The following is a 19,909-nucleotide window of genomic DNA, read 5'->3' as shown; positions in this document are numbered from 1 at the left end:
CCGACTCGACCGCCGGTCTCACGGCGGAGGTCGAGTCGGGGCCGGCAGGTGTCAGCCGGCCTTGGCGGGTTCCTCGGCCCGAGCCCGAGTACTGGCGAGGCGGTAGGAGTCGGTGCCGGTCTCGATGATGGTGCCGTTGAAGGTCAGGCGATCGACGATGGCCGCGTAGAGTCGGGGGTCGGCGAAGGTCTTGGTCCAGCCGCCGAAGGACTCGTTGGAGGCGAGGGCGACGCTGTTCTTCTCCTCCCGTTCGGTCAGCACCTGGAAGAGCAGTTCGGCGCCGTGCCGGTCGAGTTCCATGTATCCGAGTTCGTCGATGCAGAGCAGGTCGACGCGGGCCGTAGCGGGCGATGGTCTTGTTCAGCTGCTTTTCGTCAGCGGCCTCGACCAGCTCGTTGACCAGCTTCGTCGCCAGTGTGTAGCGGACCCGGTAGCCCTTCATCGCGGCCTCGGTGCCCAGCGCGATGAGCATGTGCGACTTGCCGGTGCCGGAGTCGCCGATCAGGCAGAGCGGCTGCCCCTTCTTGATCCACTCGCAGGAGGCGAGGGTGTGGATGATGGCCGGGTCGATGTTCGGATTGGCGTCGAAGCCGAAAGTCCGCAGCGACTTCTCCCTCGGGAAACCGGCCGCCTTGATCCGCCGCTCGGACCGGCGGCGGGCCCGGTCGTCGCACTCGGCCATCAGCAGCTCGGCGAGGAAACCGCGGTAGGTCATCCGGTCCTTCACCGCCCGGTCGGCGATGTCGGAGAACTCGTTGCGGATCGACGGCAGCCGCAGCAAGCGGCAGGCCGTGTCGATGGCGGCGTCGGCGGCCTGCCCGGTCAAGCCTCGCTGGCGGAGCAGGGTCACTGGGCTTCTCCCCCTGAGTGGGCGCCGCCGCTTGCGCGACGACGTCGGAGCAACTGGCCATAGAGGCCACCGAGGGCAGCGGCCTGGTGCCCGGCGGTAGGTGGACAAGACGCCACTCGTGCAGAAACGTCACCGTCGCCAACCCGGGAGCGCCTGCGGGCAAGGTAGTGACGGGTGGTTCCTCTTCGGCCTGAGCGGCCTTGCGTGCCTCCAGAGCGACTGCGTCCGCGGTCAGGGCCCCGGCCCGCAGGGCGGTAGCCAGCCCGCAGGGCGGTGGCCGGCCCGGCGACCAAGTGCTCGTGGGGGATGTGCCGGGCCGGCAGTAGCACCTCCATCAGGGCCGGGTGCCGTCCCGCTCGCGGGCCACCAGCGGGCGGTGCGGGCGTCGTCGTCTCCGGCCACGGCCTGGGTGCCGGCGGGGACGACGGGAAGTAGGCGTCGGTGCTGTACCTGCCCCGCGGGTCGCGGCCTGGCTGGTCCCAGGTGCCGATCTCGCGCAGGTCGCCGGAGGCGACGTGGATGCCGGTCTCCTCGGCGAGCTCACGCACGACGGTGTCCTCGAACGACTCACCGGCCTCCACGGTGCCCGCCGGGGAAGCGGGCGGGTTCGTGGATTTCCGGCCGGTGAGTCGCAGGAACCGACGCGTGAGTGGTTCACCGACGGCTACGAGTATGTCGGGTTCGCGGCCGAACGAGTTCGGGGCGAGCGGCCCGTCATCGCTGCGGTGTGTCTGGCCGGTCGGCGATCTGAGTGCCGTGGTCGGAACGGGCTTGACCTTGACGCTGGGTCAACCCTCCATCCTTCCGGGAGGAGCTTCCGCGCAGTCGCCTGGAACAGCTCCGCGAAGGAGGCAGATGACCATGACAGCCCAATCGATCGCCGGTCCGGCGATTCGCGTGCAAGGTCTCAAGAAGTCGTACGGGAAACTCGAAGTGCTGCGCGGTGTGGACTTCGACGTGGCGCCGGGCAGCATCTTCGCCCTGCTCGGTTCCAACGGGGCGGGCAAGACCACGACCGTGAGGATCCTCGCCACGCTCCTGAAAGCCGACGCGGGGGCGGCGAGCGTCAATGGCTTCGACGTCGCCACGCAAGCGGCGAACGTGCGGGAGTCCATCAGTCTCACCGGGCAGTTCGCGGCCGTCGACGAGATCCTCAGTGGTCGGGAGAACCTCGCTCTCGTCGCCAGGCTGCGCCACCTCAAGGACCCCGGCGCGATCGCGGATGACCTGCTGAGGCGTTTCTCGCTGAGCGAGGCGGGCGTGCGGCGAGTGTCCACGTATTCGGGTGGGATGCGCCGCCGGCTGGACATCGCGATGAGCCTCATCGGGAATTCTCCGGTGATTTTCCTGGACGAGCCGACGGCCGGACTCGACCCCGAGGCGCGCATCGAGGTGTGGGATGCGGTCAAGGAGCTCGCAGGCCACGGCACGACGGTGCTGCTCACCACGCAGTACCTGGACGAGGCCGAGCAGTTGGCCGACCGGATCGCGATCCTCCACCAGGGTCGGATCATCGTGAACGGCACCCTCACCGAGCTCAAGCAACTCTTCCCACCAGCCAAGGTCGAGTACGTCGAGAAACAGCCGACTCTCGAGGAAATCTTTCTCGCAGTCATCGGCGGCAACGACAAGAGCGACGTCACTGGCACGACAACGGGGGGACGAGGATGACCGCGTACTTCTTCAACGACACTGCCGCGCTCACGGTGCGGACCCTGCGCCATGTCACACGCAGCATGGACACCATCATCACGACCGCCATCACGCCGGTCGCCATGATGCTGATGTTCGTCTACGTGTTCGGCGGCGCCATCGATACCGGGTCGGTTCGGTACGTGAACTACATGCTGCCCGGCATCCTGCTCATGACCATCGCATCGGGCATCTCCTACACCGCGTACCGGCTGTTCACCGATGTGAAGAGCGGCATCTTCGAACGATTCCAGTCCATGCCGATCGCTCGGTCGGGTGTGCTGTGGGCCCACGTCGTCACCTCTTTGGTCGCCAACCTGATCGCGCTCGTGCTCGTCGTGGGCGTCGCTGTGCTCATGGGCTTCCGGTCAGGGGCAGGAGTGTCGGCATGGCTCGCGGTCACCGGCATCCTGCTCCTGTTCACCCTGGCGCTGACCTGGCTCGCCGTGATCCCCGGGCTTTCTGCGTCGTCGGTCGAGGGCGCCGGCGCCTTCGCCTACCCCCTCATCTTCCTGCCGTTCGTCAGTTCGGCGTTCGTGCCCCCCAAGACGATGCCCGGCCCGGTGCGCTGGTTCGCCGAACATCAGCCGGTGACGTCGATCGTCAACACGATCCGCAACCTGTTCGCCCAGCAGCCGGTCGGCGACGACATCTGGACCGCCCTCGCCTGGTGCGTCGGCATCCTCGTCGTCGCGTACGTCTTCGCGATGGCCGCCTATCGCCGGAAGATCGCCTGAGGCAGGCTGAGACCCATGCTCACCATCAGCCAGCTCGCGTCGTACGCCGGAGTGACGGTGCGGGCGGTACGTCACTACCACCGGATCGGGTTGCTGCCGGAGCCCGAACGCGACCGGTCCGGATACCGGACCTACGACGCCGGCGCGGTCGTGCGACTGATCCGGATCCGCAGCCTCGCAGACGCCGGCGTGCCGCTGGCCCGGGTACAGGAACTCCTTGACGCCGGCCCGGAGGACTTCGCCGACGGCGTCCAGGAGATCGACAAAGACCTCCGCGCCGAGATCCGACGGCTTCAGAGCACCCGCAGGCGGCTCGCCCGGCTCGCCGCCGGAGAGCACCTGGCGCTCCCGCAGAGCGTCGTGGGCTACCTCGACCGGCTGCGCGGTCTCGGCGTCGAGGAGCGGTACATCGAGATGGAACGGGATGCCTGGATCATGATCGCCGCTCAGGTGCCGCGCTCGATCGACTCCGTGATCGCCAAGAAGCACGAGGAGCTGGACGACCCCGACATGGTGAAGCTCTACAGCCTTCTCAGCGGGGCACTCGACTGGCCGGCCGACGACCCCCGGGTCGTCGAGGTCGCCGACATCATGGAGCGCTTGATGGTTCGCGCCGTGGAGGCCGGCGAGGTGGGTGCCGAGGACGGCATCGACGACCAGTTCGTCGACCTGCTGGACTCAACCATGGTCGAGTCCTCACCGCACGCCGCGCGGCTGTTGGCAATCCTGGAGGAGCGAGGCTGGAGGGGCTGGACCCGCATCGAGCGAGTACCTGCCGACAAACTCAACACCGACCTGCCGCCATCATGAAGGCAGGTCAGGGTCCTGAAGTGACTCTATTGGGGGTGCACGTGATCCCCAGGGACGGCCGTCTGCCTCAGTGAGGAACAGGGCCGGCGCGGTGGGGGTGGGCAGCGTGGATGTACTTCATGGCGGTGGTGAGGGAGATCCCGAAGACCCGGACGAGGTGGACGGGATCTTCGGTCTCGCGGGCCTCGTCCAGGGTTCTGTCGGCGCGAACCGCGCGCAGAGTCAGACCGGCGGGCTCGAAGCGCCTGTAGACGTAATCCGCGGAGACAGGATCGGTCGCGCTGGCGGTCTGTTGAGTGACCAGGAGGTACGCGTTGACGGTGCGTGGCCAACGCTGATGACGGTAGCGGAGCCAGGCATGCAGTAGGGCGGGATCGGCGAGCGAGGTGTGGTTCGCGGCGACGACGCTGCCAGGCGGCAGATCGGCGCCCATAGCAGTAGTGTCGACGGTCAGGCAATTCCCCATGATTTGCATGATCAGCTTCACGTAATTGCCCATCCTTGCGATCACGGCTCCCCATGGGGACGGCGAATTCGTCGGTGTGTACTGGGCAGGCCATGACCGGCCTCTACGCTGATCCGATGCGCGAGCCTGCCGAAGAGCCGTACTGGAACACCAACGTTGCCCGGCACCCGGGCATCCTCCGGTCTGTTCCCGAGGGATGCCGTGACGCGTTGGACGTTGGCTGCGGGGACGGACTGCTGGCCCGGAAGCTCGCCGGGCGGGCGAAACGCGTCACCGGGATCGACAAGTCGCCGGACATGATCGCCTGTGCCCGCGAGGCCGCTGCCGGCGACCCGCAACTCACCTTCGTCGAGGGAGACTTCCTCACCGCGGAACTTGGTTGTGCGGAGTACGACTTCGTCTGCTCGGTGACCACGATCCATCACATGGACTACGAGGCGGCCCTCGTCCGCATGCGTGAGCTGCTGCGGCCTGGCGGCACGCTGGTGGTGGTCGGTCTCGCCCGCGAGGCGAGCGTGACGGAGCGGGCGGCGTTGATCGTGGCAGCCCCGATCGTGCGGATCACGAAGGTGCTGCGTCGCGCGCATGGCCCGCAGGGCATGCCGGTCGCCGACCCGCAGATGAGTTACGGGCAGGTGCGGGCTGCCGCCCGGCGGCTGCTGTCCGGCGTGCGCTACCGCCGCCACGTGCTGCGCCGGTACTCGCTGACCTGGGAGAAACCCGCCCGCTGATCCAGCATCGATGAGGTTTTCCATCATCTCGGACAGTTTGATTTTTGCATGATCCTCTGTGCCGGTTCCTCCCCATTGGCCATGGGCAGCGCGGAGTCCGGGACCGAGGGGTCTGGTCATCGCAGAGCTGCCTGTGTTCCTCGTCCCGTGGTTCGGCAGGCCGATGGGCAGCCCGGATGGCAAGGAGAACATTCGTCGTGGTCGACATCACCGAGATCTACGTCCACTGGTACGCGGGCCGCTCCAAGAGCGCGCTGGCCGCGTCGCTGGGGTGGACCGCAAGACGGTCAGGAAGTACCTGGCGCCGGCGGAGGCGGCAGGGATCGCCCCGGACGGCCCGCCGATGAGTGCGGCCGACTGGACCGGGCTGATCGAGGGGTGGTCCCCCGGCCTCATCGACCGGGGACTGCGGCAGGTCACCCCTGGTCCGCCATCGACGAACACCACGACTACGTCAAGGAATTGCCGGGGACGGTGACGGTCTCCACGATCCACCAGCGGCTGCGGGACGAGCACAAACTGAAGGTGTCGATCTCCTCGTTCCGCCGCGGGGTACACGCCGTACACGCCGCGCTGCCCGACGAGGTGAGCCGCTCGCAGGTCACCATCCTGCGCGACGAGACCGAGCCGGGCAAGGAGGCCCAGATCGACTACGGCTTCCTGGGCCAGTGCACGCGTGAACCGAGGCGCACGTCGCGGTCTTCCGATACTTCGACGGCGTCCCGCGCCGGCTGGTGCCGGACAACCTGAAGACCGGCGTCGACAAGCCCGACCTCTACGACCCGAAAATCAACAAGTCGTATGCCGAACTCGCCACTCATCACGGCGCGTTGGTGGACCCGGCAAGGGCATCGAAGCCAAAGGACAAGCACAGGATGGAGCGGCCCATGCCCTATGTCCGCGACTAGTTCTGGCGCGGGCAGGAGTTCATCTCGATCGAACACATGCAGACCGAGGCCGTCGCCTGGGCCCAGCAGGTCGCCGGGCGCCGCCAGTGCCGGCCGCTGGGCGGGGTGGCCCCGATAGCCATGTTCGGCGCCGTCGAGGCCGCCACCCTGCTGCCGCTGCCGCTCACCCCGTTCACCCTGGCCCGCTGGTCGACGGCCACGGTCGGCCCGGACATCCACATCAAGGTCGGCCGCACCCTCTACTCCGTGCCCTGGAAACTGATCGGCCGCAAGGTCGACGTCCGCTCCACCACCACGATGGTGCAGATTTTCCTCGACTCTTCCTCGACGGCGCCCTGATCAAGCCCCACGCCGCCCTTGAACAGGGCAAACGCACCGACAAGAGCGACTACCCGCCCGAGAAGATCGCCTTCCAGATGAAGACGCCGATCTGGTGCCGCACCCAGGCGTCCGAGATCGGTGACGCCTGCCGCGAGGTCGTCGACCAGCTCCTGGAGGCCAACGCGCTCTACCGGCTCCGCGCCGCCACGGCGTTCCCGGACTGCGGAAGAAGCACGGCGACACCCGTCCGGAGGCCGCCTGCGCGAGAGCGATCACGGTCGGCGACCCGTCCTACCGCACCATCAAGGGCATCCTCATCGTCGGCACCGAGACCGATCCCGAGCCCGAGACCAGCGGAGACGCGGGCGCCGCGGCCTTCCTCCACGGCCCGCAGGGACTGTTCGGCTCCGTCACACCCCGGACATCCCGGAGGACAACCGCGACGACCAGATTCACGGCGAAGACGAGGTGGCGGCACGATGAGCGTGATGGACACCGCCCTACGCGAGTCACTCAAGTCCCTGCGGCTGTCCGGGATGCTGTAGACCCTCGACGCCCGCCTCGCCCAGGCCCACGGCGGCGAAGTCGGCCGCCTCGACTTCCTTCAGCTCCTCTGCCAGGACGAGATCGCCCGCCGCGAGACCGCTGCCTTCCAACACAGGCTCCAGCGCGCCAAGTTCGAGCAGCAGGTCACCCTGGAGGAGTTCGACTTCACCGCCTCCTCGAAACTGCCCGCCGCCCAGATCCAGAACCTGGGCGCCCTGCTGGCTGCACGCGGGTGAGTCCGTCATCTTGTTCGGCCCGGTCGGGGTGGGCAAGACGCATATCGCCCAGGCGCCGGGCCACCTCGCCGTCCGCCAGGGCGCCCACGTCCGCTTCGCCAAGACCAGCCGGATCCTCACCGAACTCGCCGGCGGCCACGCGGACCGCACCTGGGAGAAACGGATTCGCGAGCTGGTACGGCCCGACGTGCTCATCCTCGACGACTTCGCCATGCGCCAGCTCTCCCCGGCTCACGCCGACGACCTCTACGAACTCGTCAGCGAGAGGCAGCTCAAGGGGGTCGGGCCTGCCTGACGAGAACTACGACCTCACGGTCCAGGGCTCGACCACGTGCAACATCGGAGCGGGGCGCACGGGGGACTCTCTTCTGCCCGACGTGCGGCACAAAGGATAGCCACACAGTCTCTGGCTCGCCGCCGTTTCCAAGCCAAATACTGGCCTAAAATAAACACTGGCTAGAGAGTGCTGCTTGCGCCTATATTGCTTACGCCTGAAATCAGAATAGAAATCTTTGGAAGGCAGTATAAATGAAGCTGCGTATTGCAATGTCGATTGCTGCGGCTATAGCCGCGTCGTGCTTTTCGATGTCCACCGCAGTGGCGTCTGGTGGCGGTCTGTACGGGGGCTGTGCCGGTCAGGTGCAGAACGCAAGGAAGGTCCTTGACAACTTCGGGTACGGCACGGGGTCCCGCGATCCCCGCTACGTGGACGCTGTACTGAAGTCACTCATAGAGGGCAGTAAGGGTAGCGCGCATGACGCGTTTGTACGGGCGGAGGCGTCCCTGTACAAAGCTTGCTTCTCCGCCTAACGAGCTCGTGCACGGTAAGCGGTGAGACGTCGAGCCTGAATGGTTGATCATGGTCAGGTGGTGGGGTACTCGACGCGTGCGGTGATCATCCGCAATCGGCGGATCACGGGCCTGCCGGAGCGACCGCTGAACTCGTGGAAGACTTCGGCCCGTTGTGGCAGGAGCGACACCGGGCGAGATTTGCTGCTTGATCGCGGAAGCGGGCCGTGGACGTCGGCGCGAAACAACGGCTGGTGTTCGTCGACCGGCTCCTGGCCACGCTCGTCCATCTTCGTCACGAGGTCACCCATGACGTGCTGGGCTGCTGGTTCGGCGTAGACCGCTCCGCCATCACCCGGGCAATCGATGAGGTGCGGCCCCTGCTCGCCGAGCGAGGCCGCACCGTCAGCCCCGACATGCGGCTGCGGTCTCTGGCCGAGGTCGTCGACCATCTCGGCTCCAGCGGAACGACCGGCATCATCGACGGCACCGAGATCCGGCTTCGCCGACTGGCCGCCGGATGCAAGGACAGCGACAAGTTCATCTCCGACAGGAACAAGCAGAACGCCATCAAGTCCATGGTCGTCACAGACGGCGAAGGCCGCGTGCTCTGGTGCAGCCCAACACGGCCCGCAAGCTGCGCAGATATCACCCAAGACTGCCAATTACTGATCATTTTAGAATGAGTTTGACTCACAGGCTTGGCAGTTGGGTTGGTGGGCGGCAGAGTTTTGCGTGTGCCGGATGGCCTTGTGCCTGATGATCTGTGGGATCGTGTCGCTCCGCTGCTCCCGCCTCGCCCGCCGCGCCGTCGGCGGTACCCGAACCGGCTGCCCGCGGATGGCCGTGCGGCTCCGCGCTGGATCCTCTACGTTCTGCGCACGGGCGTGAGCCGGGCAGACGTGCCGACCGGGACGACCGGCCGCAGTGGGGTGACGTGCCGGCGGCGCCCGCGGGACTGGACCGAGGCCGGCGTCCGGCCCCGCCTGCACGAAATCATCCTCTCGGAGCTCCGCAAGGCCGGACTGCTGGACACGGAGGACGCCGCGGTCGACGACTCGCAGGTCCGGGCCCTCGAAGGGGGGCTCACACCGGAGCTTCGCCGGTCGACCGCGGCCGCCGGGGCGGCAAGCACCATGTGATCACCGACCGGCACGGAACACCCCTCGCAGTGTCGGTGACCAGCGGAAACCGTCACGGCATCACCCAGCTCACGCCCCCGCTGGACGCGATCCCCCGCGGCCTGGCGGGCAGGCCACGTCACCGGCCACGGCGGCTGTCCGCCGGCCGCGGCTACGACGACGACAAGTACCGGGGGTTCCTCCGCGCTCGCGGCATCACGAAGATCGCCCGCAAGGCACCGCCCACGAATCCGGCCCGGGCAGGACCAGATGGGTCGTCGAGCGGACCTCCGCCTGGCTCCACCACTTCAAGTGCCCGCGGACACGCTACGAGACACGAGCCGGCCCCCACCTCGGACTGCTCCAACTCGCCCGCAGCCTCATCTGCTTAAGAGGACCCCGAACCTCATTCTGAAATAATCAGTGAGCCCTTTCCAACCTCACTCGCCAGGCGGGCGGTTGGGCTGACAGACAGATGAAGCCCCTGGTAGATGGGTTTTCGACCAAGAGAACCGTCTCCACCAGAGGCTTCGCATGCTTGTCTACCCGTCCGGCGTCGACGTGTCCAGCTCTGCCCTGCGCTTCCTCGCCGCCCGCCTGAGAGAACACCGCCGCGCTCTCGGAACCCGATGGCGGCGCCTGAACGTAGGCCGACAGGCCCTACTCACCCTCGCCCACCTGCGCAACGGCCAGCCCTACGCCCAGCTCGCGACCGGATTCGGGATCGGCACCGCCACCGCCTACCGATACATCACCGAGGCCGTCAACCTCCTGGCCGCCCTCGCCCCCACCCTCACCGAAGCCGCACGAGCGGCGTCGACGAAGGCGTACGTGATCCTGGACGGGACGCTCCTGCCGATCGACCGAATCGCTGCCGACTGCCCGTTCTATTCAGGCAAACACAAGAAACACGGCATGAACGTGCAGGTCATAGCTGATCCGAAGGGGCGTCTGATGGGGGCTTCCCCGGCCCTGGCCGGCGCCGTCCACGACGTCCGGGCCGCGCGAGAGCACGGCATCATCGAGGCACTCGCCGCGGCCGGCATCAGCTGCTGGGCAGACAAGGGCTAGCAGGGCGCAGGCGGCACGGTCCGTCTCCCCTACCGCGGCCGATGGGACAGCCTCTCCAGCGGTCAGCAGGCCGTCAACCGGTCCCACGCAAAGATCCGTCCTGGTCCTCCAGCTCGCTGCCACGGGTTGAGATCAACCCGCAGCATTCACCAAGTTCGTCAATTCGGCTTCCGTCGTCCCGGCCCCCAGACGGACGTCGAAGGTGTAGCCCTCATCGCAGAACACCAGGTCAAGGTCCGTGGGTGTCAGCCCGCGGAAGACGATCGCCAACCAGATCGCGTCTTCCTCCCAGACGTCCATGTACAGGCAGGTACCCTCCTCGTGCAGATACGCCTCACCGGGACCGTTCTCCGTCTCGAACTGCCACACAGGGCTGCGCACTTCGCTGCGTTGCGTCGAGTCGATCTCGACCCTGGACCACCGGGCACGGATCGCGTCTGTCAGCCCATCCCGATCGATGCGCCATCCGCCCACATCACCCTCGACCACCGCCAAGAACGTCATAGCCAGGGTCTACCAGACGCTCGTGACACAGTGCCGATCGGCCGTCGCCTGAAGTTGGAATGGGCTCAGTAAGTCCTCTCCTCCTGCGGCCCAACGGCACGCCACCGACGAATCCTCTAGCAGTGTTCGCACGGTGCCTGGTGGACTGCTCGGACTCGGTAAGCGGCGCTGACCAGGCGGTCAATCTTCGGTGAGAACGGTCAACCTTCGGCGAGACAGGACATCTGCATCAGGTCGTCGGGGAAGTCCTTCGCGTGAAAGTTCGTCTCTTTCCCGGAACGGATAGATCCGAGGGTCGGCCGCTTATCCGCGCAGAGCGGCGAGCGCTTCGATCTCTTCCAGCGGGTCCCTAAGCGTTGTCCCGTAAATGATCTACGGCGTGTCCGCTGACCTGCTTGTCTCGCCGTTACCCGGCGAGGGTGAGGTTGTGCAGGCGGGCGATGCCGAGCATGGCGTGGTGGACGCCGTCGCCTTTGAGGCGGCAGTCGCGGAGGATCTTCCAGGTCTTCATGCGGGCGAAGGCGTGCTCGGCGCGGGCGCGGACGTTGCGGTGGGATGCGTTGTGCTCCTCTTTCCAGCCGGGGAGGTCGGCCTGGCCTTTCTCGCGTCGGTGCGGGATGGCCAGGCCGGTGCCCCGGTAGCCGCCGTCGGCGATGACGGTGGTCCTGCCGACGGCGTCCTTGGCGCCGGACAGCTCCCACGCCTTGCAGTCGTCGCGGTTGCCGGGTACCGGCCGGCCGACGGCGACGACGAGCCGGGTGTCTGCGTCGATCACGACCTGGTGGTCGGTGGAGTACCGGTAGTTCTTCGACTGCTCGGCCACCTGGTGGTCACGGGTGGGTACCAGGGTCCCGTCCACGATCAGCACGGTGTCCTTACGGAACCGCTTGCGCTGCTGGAGCGCGAGCGAGGGTGCGAGGTGGTCGATGATGCGGTCGGCCGCGGACTTGGACACCCCGGACAGCGGGGCCCGTTGGCGCAGGGTGAGGTTGGTCCGCCAGTACGCGGCGACCAGCGGCACGCGGTCTTCCAGCGGCAGGCTCCACGGCCGGCCCTTGCGCACCGGGTCCGCACCCTCGCGCCGCAGCGCGGTGACGAGCTTGCCGAACCGCCGCGGACTCAGCCCGGTGAACGGGGCTGTCCAGGAGGGCTCCGACGCCGTGATCACACCAGCCACAGCAAGATCATCTCACCTGTGACCAGCAGTTACGGGACAACGCTTAGGAAAGTGCAGGGCCGCCCGCTCGGACGGTGGGCCGGTCGGGATGCCGGTCCGGCCGCACGGGGCGGCGCCCCCCGGCCTTCGGCGGCAGCGCCCGGCAGCCGTCCGGAGCCTACCGGTCGCGAGTCCCCGTGCCGACCGCCATGGGCGCCGCGGTCGTGCCGGTTGATCGTCGCGGCTCGGGGTAGCGGAGCGGCATGGCCACCGAGAACACCTCCGCCCCCGTCATCGGCCGGCGCCGGCCCGAGATCGACGTGCCGTCCCTCGCCGCGGTCCTCGACGGCGAGTACGCCGGGATCCGGGACCTCGTCCGGACCATTCCCGAAGGTGCGGAGAAGGATGCCCTGGGCCTGCTGTGCGGCCTGTTCGCGCTCTCGACCATCGAAGCCGACCGCGCCTGGTTCATGGAACACGGCCGGCTGACCGTACAGAGGTCCAAGGCGATCAGCCGCGAGGTGAACGGCCTCTGCCGCAAGGTGCGCCCCCTCGCCGTCGACCTCGTCGACGCCTGGGGCATCCCGGCCCCCGTCCTGCGGGCACCGGACCTCGTCGGCCCCGTCGGCTGAGGCGCCCACCACCCCGCCCCGGAAGGCACCCGGCACCGTCGCCCCGCGGCCGCCCGCCTCACCGCAGGACCTCGACAAGGAGCACCCAGGCGTTGACGGCGGCGACCGTGACCGCGAAGAGGAACGCGGCGGGGAGCCAGTAGAGGCCGCCGCCGTGGCCGGCCGCCAGGGAGGTGCCGGCCGTGAGCAGGGACAGGGTCAGGGCGGTGGCGGTGGACAGCCTCAGTACCATCGCGGCGCGCGGTATGCCCTTGCCGCGGCCGGTGCGGGCGGCCCGGAAGGGCGAGACGGCGCTCGCGACGGCATTGAGAAGGACGAAAGCGGCCAGCACGCCGCGGTGGAGGCCCGGGGTCAGCGCGACGATGCTGACGAGCAGGACGATGAGGAGCGCGGCCAGGGCTTCGAGGGCGCGCCCTGTCATCGAGCTGTGGCCCTCGCGCTTCTCCGCCTCCAGGACGGTACGGATGTTGACGCTGAGGCCGACGAAGATGAGGCCGCTGAGCGCTGCCGCGGCGCCGCCCGCGCACAGGAACATGTCGGTCCAGCCTTCGGTGGTGTAGCCGCTCGTCCCAGTCATCCTCGGGGTCCTCCGCCGGTCTCGTCCCACCGGCTGTGTGCCGGTGTCGTGGTCATCGAGTCTTCTCGTCGCGCGGCCGGCCCGGCGTCGGGCCGGCCGCGGGGTCCGGTGGGCGGCGGGCGCCGCGCGTTCAGCTCCCGGCGGGAGCGGTCGGGTTCAGGGTGGTGTCCAGCCAGTCGAAGGTGATCTGCTGGAAGCGGGACATGGCCCCCATGTGGCAGTGCTCGCCCGCGCCTTCGGCCTCGGGAAGGGTGATCAGGGTGTGGGGGCAGGTCAGGGCGGCCTGGACGCGCTGGGGCTGGCCGCGGAAGAACTGGTCGTTCTCGGCGTCCAGGATGAGGGTCGGGCAGGCGATGAGTTCGGCAACGCCGTCGAGGGTGTAGTCGGCGGTGCGGCGGATGTAGTCCGCGGCGGATGCGGCGCCGAAGGCCCACACGCCGTTGCGCAGAGCCCAGCGGAGTTGGGTGCTGCCCTTCATCAGGAGGTCGGCGACGGGGTTGGCGAGGTCGTCCCGTCCGGCCTCGACCCACTCCCGCAGGAACGGCGGCATCATCCGGGTGTGGGCGTCGTAGTAGTCGTAGAGGCCGTCGTCCAGGACGAGGGCGGCCAGGCGGTGCTCGTGGGCGGCGGCGCGGGCGGTGAGGTAGCCGCCGAGGCTGTAGCCCATCAGGACGAGGCGGTCGGGGGCTGTCTCGGCGCGGGTCAGCGCGTAGTCGACCACCGGGGTGACCACGGCCTCCCAGTCCGGGCGGAAGACCAGATGCTGCTCGCGCAGCGCGGCTCCCTGGCCGGGGCCGTCGTAGGCGAGCACGTTGTAGCCGCGGCGCAGCGCGGCCGCGGCGACGACGAAGTACGCCTCCTCCAGGGTGGAGTCGAAGCCGCTGGTGAAGATGACGGTGGGGCGGGGGGTGCCGGAGTCGTCGACGAGGAAGAGGTAGCCGGGCAGGCTGCCGCCCTTGTAGGGGATGCGGACGGCTTCGACGGGGGTGTCCAGCAGCGGCGCGGCGGTGGCGAACGTCTCGCGGGAGAGTGCGGACAGGCGCTTGACCTCGGGGTCGTTGGCGGGGTCGTCGCGGCGGTAGAACTCGGCGGTGCGGTAGTAGCTCGATGCGCGCAGCAGAGCCTCACGGGCACTGACCCGGTGTCCCGAGGCCAGGGCGCGGGTGCCGATCGCGTGGACGCGCTCCGCGGTGCTCTTCCACTCGCGCAGCCACGCCTCCTCGTCGCCCTCGCCGATGTTGCGGGCGGTGGCCACGACCTCGCCGAGGTCCGCGCCGCCTTCGTTGGCGAAGCCGGCCGCCCGCAGCGCCTCGAAGGAGAAGGACTCGTCCTCGAACAGGAATCGCATGATGCACCTCTTAACCGTGGTGGCCGACGTTCGCCGAGACGGAACGGGTCCGTCTCGTCTGCGAAAACGATAGCCTTGTCTTAGTCGATACGCAAGCGTTCCGTCTGGTGGTACGTTCAGGGCATGCCCAGCTCACCCACGCCACCCGCGCCCCAGCCCGACGCCCCAGCCCCCGCGCCCGCGCCCGCGCCCGCGCCCGATCGGCGCCCCCCCGGAGGCCCCGTCCTCCAGGACTCCGTCACCGAGGCCATCGCGGCCGCCTTCTTCGAGGAACTGGCATCGACGGGCTACGCGCGCCTCTCCCTGGAGGCCGTCGCCAAACGGGCCGGAGCCGGCAAGGCCGCGATCTACCGCCGCTGGCCGTCCAAGCTCGAGATGACCGTCGCCCTGGTGTCCGCGGCCGCCGTGGCCACCTCCGAGGCCACCGACACCGGAACGCTCCGCGGCGACGTCCTCGCCTACCTCACCGAGCTCGCCTCCGCGCTGCGCCACCCGCTCCCGTCGAAGATCATCCCCGACCTGCTCGCCGAAAGCGCCCGCAACACCGAACTGGAGCAAGCGCTCTTCACCGCCGTCCGCGACACCCGCCGCCGCAGAGCCAACCACCTGCTCGAACGCGCCGTCGAGCGGGGCGACCTCTCCCCCGGCACGGACCGCGAACTCGCGCTCGACCTGCTCGCGGGCCCCCTCTACTGGCGACTCGTCGTCGTCCACACACCGACCGGCCCCGACTACCTCGACACACTCACCGACAAGCTCGTCGCCGCCATCACCACCTGACGAGCACGCACACGGCAGCCGGAGAGCCGGCCGGAGCGACGCCGCCGCCCACGCCTCCCGCGTGGGCCACCCGGGCGCCATCCGGCCCGCTGGACGGCTGCCCTCGCCCTATGCACGGCGGGGCCGGCCGCCGCGCAACCGGACCAAGTGCGCCCCGTTCCCCGGCCACGGCCGTACCCCGGTGCGGACGCGGGCCATGACCTGCTCTCGAACTGGGTGCGGTCGTTGACGTCGGCGGCGGCGAGGATGAGACCGCGGGCCGTCCCCGGCCGCCGCACAGGTGGATCCTCATGGTCGGTCCACCCCATGACCAGCCGGTCGCCTCGCCGAGAGGCCCTCGGCGGGAACTCGTCCGACCGCCGTACTCCTGGCCGGCCAGGGCGCCCGGGTTACGCGGCCCGGACGGCTCTGCGGGCCCGGGCCAGCCGGCGCAGCTCGGAGCGCGCGGACGGCGGCGAGGAGGCCGTCTCCCAGTACGGGTGCCACCACAGCCGTACAGACAGGCGCAGCAGGCGGCGGCGCAGGGCGGTGGTGTCGCGGAGGCGGGGTGCGGCGAGCGCGTCGCAGGTGGCGTTCCAGCCGGCTTGCATCGGCACCAGATCGTCGGGGAAGTCGGTCGCTTCCCATCTCAACATCAGATCCCTGTATGGGTGACCCCTCAAGTTTCCTCGGACTCAGGCGGTATGTCCGAGGCAACGCGCGAGTTACGGCTCCAGGGCGCGCGTCCTCGCCGCAGCGGGCCGATGAGCGCGTTCGGTTGATCACGCGCCGGCGTGAAGGTAGGCCGCCCACAGGGAGGGGGTGGCCGGGTAGCGGTCGCGTACGGCCCGGATGGTGTGGTGCAGCGCGGCTGCCGCCTGCGCGGGATCCGGGTTTCCGGGTTGTCCAGGGGCCAGATGAGTGTAGAAGGACTCGGCGATCTCGGCAGCCAGTCGGTCGTTGATCGGCCACAGGGTCCCGACGACGTGGGGGAATCCGGCGAGTTGGAAGGCGCTGGTGAGGTGGATGGACTCGTCGAGCAGATCGAGGCTGCCGGGATCCGCGGTGTTGCAGGCGGACAGGTACGCGAGCTGCGCGTGGGCGAGGTCGACTTGGGCGAGCTCGGAAACGGTCAATGGTGTCGTCGCATGGTCGTGCAGGAGCAGCCGGCTCCGGGAAGGGTCCGTGCGGTCACTGGCGCCGTGGCAGGCGAAATGGGCGATGGCGCACTGGGGAAGACGGGCGAGGACAGCGGCCGTTGTCGGGGTGCCGACGCTCCCGGGGCGCGGGGCTCCTTCCGGGTTCGTGGCGGGTTCGGTGAGCTGCACCGGGCAGTGGAGGAGAGCCCTGATCCGGCGAGCCTCCTCCGCGACGTGCCGCAGTGGGCTGTGACCGGGAGTGGTCGGCATCGCGACGATCAGGGACTGGCCGGTGGGCCGAGGCCGGCGGCCACGAGCATGGCGCAAGGCTCGAACGGTGGGAGTGTAGGACGAGATCGCCCGGTCCAGGACGGTGCGGCGGTGTCGGTCCGATCCGGGGTCGGTGTGGAAACCCGCGGCATGTAGCGGCAGCAGCCCGAGGAGTCCGCCCGGTGTCCACCACACTCGCGGCATTGATGGGCCGTCCTGGTCTGGGAGGAGCGCCTCACCCGCATCCTCCAAGGCGGAGAGAACCGGCTCGACGGCGGCTTCCCAGAGCCATTCCAGGATCTCGCGCAGCGTCCGCTGCGCGGCGATACGGTCGCCGTCGGGCGAGGTTGCCTCGGTCAGCGCCCGATAGAAGGCGTCGACCCGGTCTCGCACGGCGTCCTGAGTGAGCCGGGGCAGCGGACAGGAGGAGATGCCGGCGCGGGTGAGCAGGATGGCGTCGCTGCGGAACACGCTGACGTTGAACGTCACCACAGGGCCGTGTTCGGATTCTGCCAGGAGAGCTTCGGGACTCGGTGGCAGGCCGAAGTCGGCGAACCCCTCACAGGACCGGATACGCCCCAGCAGCTCTTCCAGCTCCGCCACCAGCCGGTGGCGCGTGTGTCCCATAACCGCGATCCGGTCGGCGTCATCCATGACGACCCCCGTTGTGCCGTCCCGGTCAAGCCGCTCGCGAAGCTCGGTCAGGTGACCGGCCAGATGAGGATGCTGCCTGTACAGATCCGCCATGTCACCACGAATCTCCAGCGCCTGGGACAGCAGCACCGCGCGTCCGGCCTCCGCCAGACGCAAGGCCCGGACGGCCCGTTCCCGCGCGTCGCCTGTGCCGTCGGCCAGCGCCAGGGCCGCCGCGTCGGCGGCGAGGCCAGCGGCGTTGCGGGCGAGAGCGTACTGCTGGTCACCGCGCAGCAGTCGCCGCGGGACCACCTGCGGCAAGAGCAGCACGGCCCGTTCCAGGAGAGCGGCGGCACGGCCGGGATCGGAGGAGGCCACCAGGCCGGCCGCCATACGCGCCGCGACGACACGCAACCACGGTGCTGCCGTCGACGCGTCGACGGCCTGCTCCAGCACCACCCGCGCTTCACCCCGAGCACTTCGGTCCCCACCGCACAGCTCCCAGCTCATGAGGTTGATGCCCAGGTTGAATAGGGCTGAGGCGTGGTCCGGACCCTCCTCGGAACTGGCCCGGACTGCGGCGCGACCCACCTTCACGGCCTCTTCCAGCTCGCTGACGTCCCTCATACGAAGGGCCCGGGCCGCCAGCACGCCGCTGAGGTTGGACAACACAACCGCCCGTGCGGGGTGGGCCTCCGGGGCAGCCCGCAGTGCAGTCCTGAAGGCGTCCGCTGCCCCGTCCAGATCACCGGGCCCCCCGGTGGCCTTCGAGCGCGCCCAAAGGGCGCTGCCGAGTTCCGACAGTGAAGCCGGGCGGTCGGGGTGGCTGTCGGGGGCGGCCGCTACAGCGGCCCGGGCCGCCTCCACGGCCTCGTCCAAGTCCGTCGGATTCTCGGAACGCCCGAACCGACTTTGAAGAAGGCCGCTGAGGCTGCTCAGTTGGCGTGCCCGCCGGGGATGGCCTTCCGGAGTGGCCCGGACGGCCGCGCGTCCCGCCTCCAACGCCCTGTCCAGATCACCGAGATCCCCAGTGTGTTCGAACCGCATGACCAGGCTGCTGCCAAGGTCCGCCTGGGAAGCCGCGCGGCCGGGGTGCTGGTCGAGAGTCGCCTCGACGCCGGCCCGGCCCAGCTCTACGGCCTCGTCCAGGTCCGCCAGATTCCCCGAACGCGCGAACCGGAACCTCATGGTGTTGGCGAGGTTGGTCAGGAAGACGGCGCGGTCAGGGTGGTCGTCACTGGCGGCGTGGAGGGCGGCCCGGGCCACCTCCACGGCCTCGTCCACGTCTCCGGGGACCTTCTGGTACCTGGACCGGCGCAGCAGGATGTTGGCGAGGTTGGTCAGTGGAGACACACGGTCAGGATGGTTGTCGCCGGCAGCCTGGACAGCGGCCCGGCCAACCTCTACGGCGTCATCGAGGTCTGCCGAGCTCTCCGCACACTCGAACCGGCGCAGCAGCGCGTTGGCAAGGAGGGTCAGAGGGGCTACCCGGTCGGGGTGGTCACTTGGGGTGATCCGGACGGCGGTCCGGGCCACCTCCACGACCTCGTCCAGGTCTGCTGGACTCCCGGTACGCTCGCTGAGCATCTCCAGGCCGTTACCGAGGTTGTTCAGGGCGACGATGTGATTCGGGTGGTCGTCCGGGACACTGTTCGCGATGCGCCTCCACAGGTCCACCGCCCATCTCAGAAGCTCTGGGTCCTCGGTTTCGGACGCACGCCGGAGCAGGTTCGTCGCACCGGGGGCGGCCCGGTCGGCGAGGGAAGGCAGCAGTGAGCGCGGCAGGGGGTCGATCCCCGCGATGAAGCATCCGGTGAAGAAGGCGAGCGCGTCCTCCCAGTCGGACTCGGGTGCCTGAGCCCGGGCACGGTAGAAGTACAGCCAGCCCAGGGTGTGCTCGGCTTCCAGATCGGCCATGGGTGTGCCGACGCGCCGTGTCAGATGCTGTGCCTCGGCGAGCGCAGCCGGCTCCAGTACCGCGGCCCAGTCCCGGGTGGCAGCCACCCGTGCCAGGCGGGCCCGGACCGCTTCCAGCAGCATGTCACGTTCGTTCATGGTCCTTCTCCCCGTGACGGCAGTATTGCCAACCAGCCAGAGTAGAAGCTCCGTTGGTCTGCGGCGTCGCGTTCGGGACAGTATGGTCGCGTCGGACCGAGCGGGCCGTGCCGTACTCTGCGCTCCGTATGCGCCCATACGGCATGTCGGCGAGGAATGGGGGGCGTGTGGCGGGTCAGCCGGGCAGACGAGACGTGGAGTCGCGCAAGGATGTCGCTTATGTGTGCCGACAGACGGAGCGCATCCGCGCGGACTTGGTGACGTACGGTCCTGATGGCGCGGCCCCGCTGGAACGTCTGCTGTCGGCGCTACGTGACGGGGAGGAGATCACCGCACCGCTGGACGCGCTTCACGAGGCCCTGCTCGCCGCTGGTGACGCCGTGGGCATCTACGGCCATACCCGTGGCCTCACCCCACATGGGGTGACCCCCACCATGCCGGACGAGCGGGTACTGCTATGCCCGACGGACCAGTGCTCGCGCTTCGAGTGGCCCGACGGCGCTGACGCGTTGCGCTGCCCGATCAGCAGCCGGCCGCTGCGAAGGGAGCACCTGTAGC

16 protein-coding genes and 6 pseudogenes are annotated in these 19,909 nt (G+C 68.9%); 13 read left to right on the top strand and 9 right to left on the bottom strand.

The features are described from left to right. Nucleotides 1-51: 51 nt before the first annotated feature. Both istB and ABZ858_RS30275 read right to left on the bottom strand, forming a co-directional pair. Nucleotides 52-850, bottom strand: a pseudogene (gene istB, locus ABZ858_RS30280) (IS21-like element helper ATPase IstB). Beyond that, the gene (locus ABZ858_RS30275) at nt 847-1,431 is read right to left on the bottom strand and encodes an NUDIX domain-containing protein (protein WP_361385584.1); all 585 of its coding nucleotides are present in this window, start codon (nt 1,429-1,431) and stop codon (nt 847-849) included. Before ABZ858_RS30275 ends, istB begins: the two are co-directional and overlap by 4 nt. Nucleotides 1,432-1,711: 280 nt before the next feature. Between ABZ858_RS30275 and ABZ858_RS30270 the strand changes: the two genes are divergently transcribed. Genes ABZ858_RS30270 through ABZ858_RS30260 form a run of 3 tightly spaced genes read left to right on the top strand, consistent with a single transcriptional unit; the run spans nt 1,712 to nt 4,089 of the window. Then, complete coding sequence (locus ABZ858_RS30270; protein WP_361385654.1) at nt 1,712-2,521, top strand: ATP-binding cassette domain-containing protein; 810 nt, start codon at nt 1,712-1,714, stop codon at nt 2,519-2,521. Then, nucleotides 2,518-3,279, top strand: a complete 762-nt coding sequence (locus ABZ858_RS30265) for an ABC transporter permease (RefSeq protein ID WP_361385581.1) — start codon at nt 2,518-2,520, stop codon at nt 3,277-3,279. Before ABZ858_RS30270 ends, ABZ858_RS30265 begins: the two co-directional genes overlap by 4 nt. A gap of 15 nt (nt 3,280-3,294) precedes the next feature. Beyond that, nucleotides 3,295-4,089 (top strand): MerR family transcriptional regulator, encoded by a 795-nt coding sequence (locus ABZ858_RS30260; protein ID WP_361385578.1) that lies wholly within the window; start codon nt 3,295-3,297, stop codon nt 4,087-4,089. Nucleotides 4,090-4,156: 67 nt separating this feature from the next. Here ABZ858_RS30260 and ABZ858_RS30255 read toward each other — a convergent pair whose 3' ends face one another. Then, nucleotides 4,157-4,576: a hypothetical protein gene (locus tag ABZ858_RS30255; protein ID WP_361385575.1), complete on the bottom strand. Its 420-nt coding sequence runs from the start codon at nt 4,574-4,576 to the stop codon at nt 4,157-4,159. 95 nt (nt 4,577-4,671) lie between these two features. Here ABZ858_RS30255 and ABZ858_RS30250 point away from each other — a divergent pair, with 95 nt between their 5' ends. From ABZ858_RS30250 to ABZ858_RS30220, 7 genes and pseudogenes are all read left to right on the top strand, one after another. Continuing rightward, the gene (locus ABZ858_RS30250) at nt 4,672-5,286 is read left to right on the top strand and encodes a class I SAM-dependent methyltransferase (protein ID WP_361385572.1); all 615 of its coding nucleotides are present in this window, start codon (nt 4,672-4,674) and stop codon (nt 5,284-5,286) included. A 197-nt stretch (nt 5,287-5,483) separates the two neighbouring features. After that, nucleotides 5,484-6,933 (top strand): annotated as a pseudogene (locus ABZ858_RS30245) (IS21 family transposase); the annotation flags it as partial. Between the two features lie 202 nt (nt 6,934-7,135). Next, a pseudogene (locus tag ABZ858_RS30240) lies at nt 7,136-7,297 on the top strand (ATP-binding protein); the annotation flags it as partial. 28 nt (nt 7,298-7,325) lie between these two features. Continuing rightward, complete coding sequence (locus ABZ858_RS30235) at nt 7,326-7,592, top strand: ATP-binding protein (protein WP_361385651.1); 267 nt, start codon at nt 7,326-7,328, stop codon at nt 7,590-7,592. Between the two features lie 721 nt (nt 7,593-8,313). Then, nucleotides 8,314-8,772 (top strand): transposase family protein, encoded by a 459-nt coding sequence (locus tag ABZ858_RS30230; protein WP_361385569.1) that lies wholly within the window; start codon nt 8,314-8,316, stop codon nt 8,770-8,772. Nucleotides 8,773-8,823: 51 nt separating this feature from the next. After that, nucleotides 8,824-9,622, top strand: a pseudogene (locus tag ABZ858_RS30225) (IS5 family transposase). 119 nt (nt 9,623-9,741) lie between these two features. Beyond that, nucleotides 9,742-10,377, top strand: a pseudogene (locus ABZ858_RS30220) (transposase family protein); the annotation flags it as partial. A 33-nt stretch (nt 10,378-10,410) separates the two neighbouring features. On the opposite strand, the gene ABZ858_RS30215 reads toward ABZ858_RS30220, so the two are convergent. Continuing rightward, nucleotides 10,411-10,782 (bottom strand): hypothetical protein, encoded by a 372-nt coding sequence (locus tag ABZ858_RS30215; RefSeq protein ID WP_361385566.1) that lies wholly within the window; start codon nt 10,780-10,782, stop codon nt 10,411-10,413. A 406-nt stretch (nt 10,783-11,188) separates the two neighbouring features. Further along, nucleotides 11,189-11,959, bottom strand: coding sequence for a transposase (locus tag ABZ858_RS30210; protein ID WP_361385563.1), 771 nt, complete (start codon nt 11,957-11,959; stop codon nt 11,189-11,191). 353 nt (nt 11,960-12,312) lie between these two features. Between ABZ858_RS30210 and ABZ858_RS30205 the strand changes: the two are divergent. Further along, nucleotides 12,313-12,570, top strand: a pseudogene (locus tag ABZ858_RS30205) (acyl-CoA dehydrogenase); the annotation flags it as partial. A gap of 58 nt (nt 12,571-12,628) precedes the next feature. Here ABZ858_RS30205 and ABZ858_RS30200 read toward each other — a convergent pair. Further along, a complete protein-coding gene (locus ABZ858_RS30200; protein ID WP_361385560.1) occupies nt 12,629-13,147 on the bottom strand; it encodes a hypothetical protein in 519 nt (172 codons plus the stop codon). Between the two features lie 130 nt (nt 13,148-13,277). Continuing rightward, nucleotides 13,278-14,495, bottom strand: coding sequence for an alpha/beta fold hydrolase (locus ABZ858_RS30195; RefSeq protein WP_361385557.1), 1,218 nt, complete (start codon nt 14,493-14,495; stop codon nt 13,278-13,280). A gap of 123 nt (nt 14,496-14,618) precedes the next feature. On the opposite strand from ABZ858_RS30195, the gene ABZ858_RS30190 reads away from it, so the two are divergent. Continuing rightward, entirely contained in the window at nt 14,619-15,275 is a 657-nt protein-coding gene (locus tag ABZ858_RS30190) for a TetR-like C-terminal domain-containing protein (protein WP_361385554.1), read from the top strand. A 389-nt stretch (nt 15,276-15,664) separates the two neighbouring features. Here the strand turns inward: ABZ858_RS30190 and ABZ858_RS30185 are convergent, their stop codons facing one another. Continuing rightward, complete coding sequence (locus tag ABZ858_RS30185) at nt 15,665-15,910, bottom strand: hypothetical protein (RefSeq protein WP_361385551.1); 246 nt, start codon at nt 15,908-15,910, stop codon at nt 15,665-15,667. A 126-nt stretch (nt 15,911-16,036) separates the two neighbouring features. Next, nucleotides 16,037-19,351: a CHAT domain-containing protein gene (locus ABZ858_RS30180; RefSeq protein WP_361385548.1), complete on the bottom strand. Its 3,315-nt coding sequence runs from the start codon at nt 19,349-19,351 to the stop codon at nt 16,037-16,039. 194 nt (nt 19,352-19,545) lie between these two features. Between ABZ858_RS30180 and ABZ858_RS30175 the strand changes: the two genes are divergently transcribed. Then, nucleotides 19,546-19,908 (top strand): hypothetical protein, encoded by a 363-nt coding sequence (locus tag ABZ858_RS30175; RefSeq protein WP_361385545.1) that lies wholly within the window; start codon nt 19,546-19,548, stop codon nt 19,906-19,908. Nucleotide 19,909 lies beyond the last annotated feature (1 nt).

It is taken from the genome of Streptomyces sp. NPDC047017, assembly GCF_040644175.1.
Taxonomy (GTDB): domain Bacteria; phylum Actinomycetota; class Actinomycetes; order Streptomycetales; family Streptomycetaceae; genus Streptomyces.
Note: the sequence above shows the minus strand (reverse complement) of the source record. Positions and strands in the feature narration are given on the sequence as shown.

Excerpts from the sequence above, each read along its gene's own strand:
- ABZ858_RS30270 (WP_361385654.1), top strand. The coding sequence starts at position 1,712 with ATGACAGCCCAATCGATCGCCGGTCCGGCGATTCGCGTGCAAGGTCTC.
- ABZ858_RS30265 (WP_361385581.1), top strand. The coding sequence starts at position 2,518 with ATGACCGCGTACTTCTTCAACGACACTGCCGCGCTCACGGTGCGGACC.
- ABZ858_RS30260 (WP_361385578.1), top strand. The coding sequence starts at position 3,295 with ATGCTCACCATCAGCCAGCTCGCGTCGTACGCCGGAGTGACGGTGCGG.
- ABZ858_RS30250 (WP_361385572.1), top strand. The coding sequence starts at position 4,672 with ATGCGCGAGCCTGCCGAAGAGCCGTACTGGAACACCAACGTTGCCCGG.
- ABZ858_RS30215 (WP_361385566.1), bottom strand. The coding sequence starts at position 10,782 with ATGACGTTCTTGGCGGTGGTCGAGGGTGATGTGGGCGGATGGCGCATC.
- ABZ858_RS30200 (WP_361385560.1), bottom strand. The coding sequence starts at position 13,147 with ATGACTGGGACGAGCGGCTACACCACCGAAGGCTGGACCGACATGTTC.
- ABZ858_RS30195 (WP_361385557.1), bottom strand. The coding sequence starts at position 14,495 with ATGCGATTCCTGTTCGAGGACGAGTCCTTCTCCTTCGAGGCGCTGCGG.
- ABZ858_RS30190 (WP_361385554.1), top strand. The coding sequence starts at position 14,619 with ATGCCCAGCTCACCCACGCCACCCGCGCCCCAGCCCGACGCCCCAGCC.
- ABZ858_RS30185 (WP_361385551.1), bottom strand. The coding sequence starts at position 15,910 with ATGTTGAGATGGGAAGCGACCGACTTCCCCGACGATCTGGTGCCGATG.
- ABZ858_RS30180 (WP_361385548.1), bottom strand. The coding sequence starts at position 19,351 with ATGAACGAACGTGACATGCTGCTGGAAGCGGTCCGGGCCCGCCTGGCA.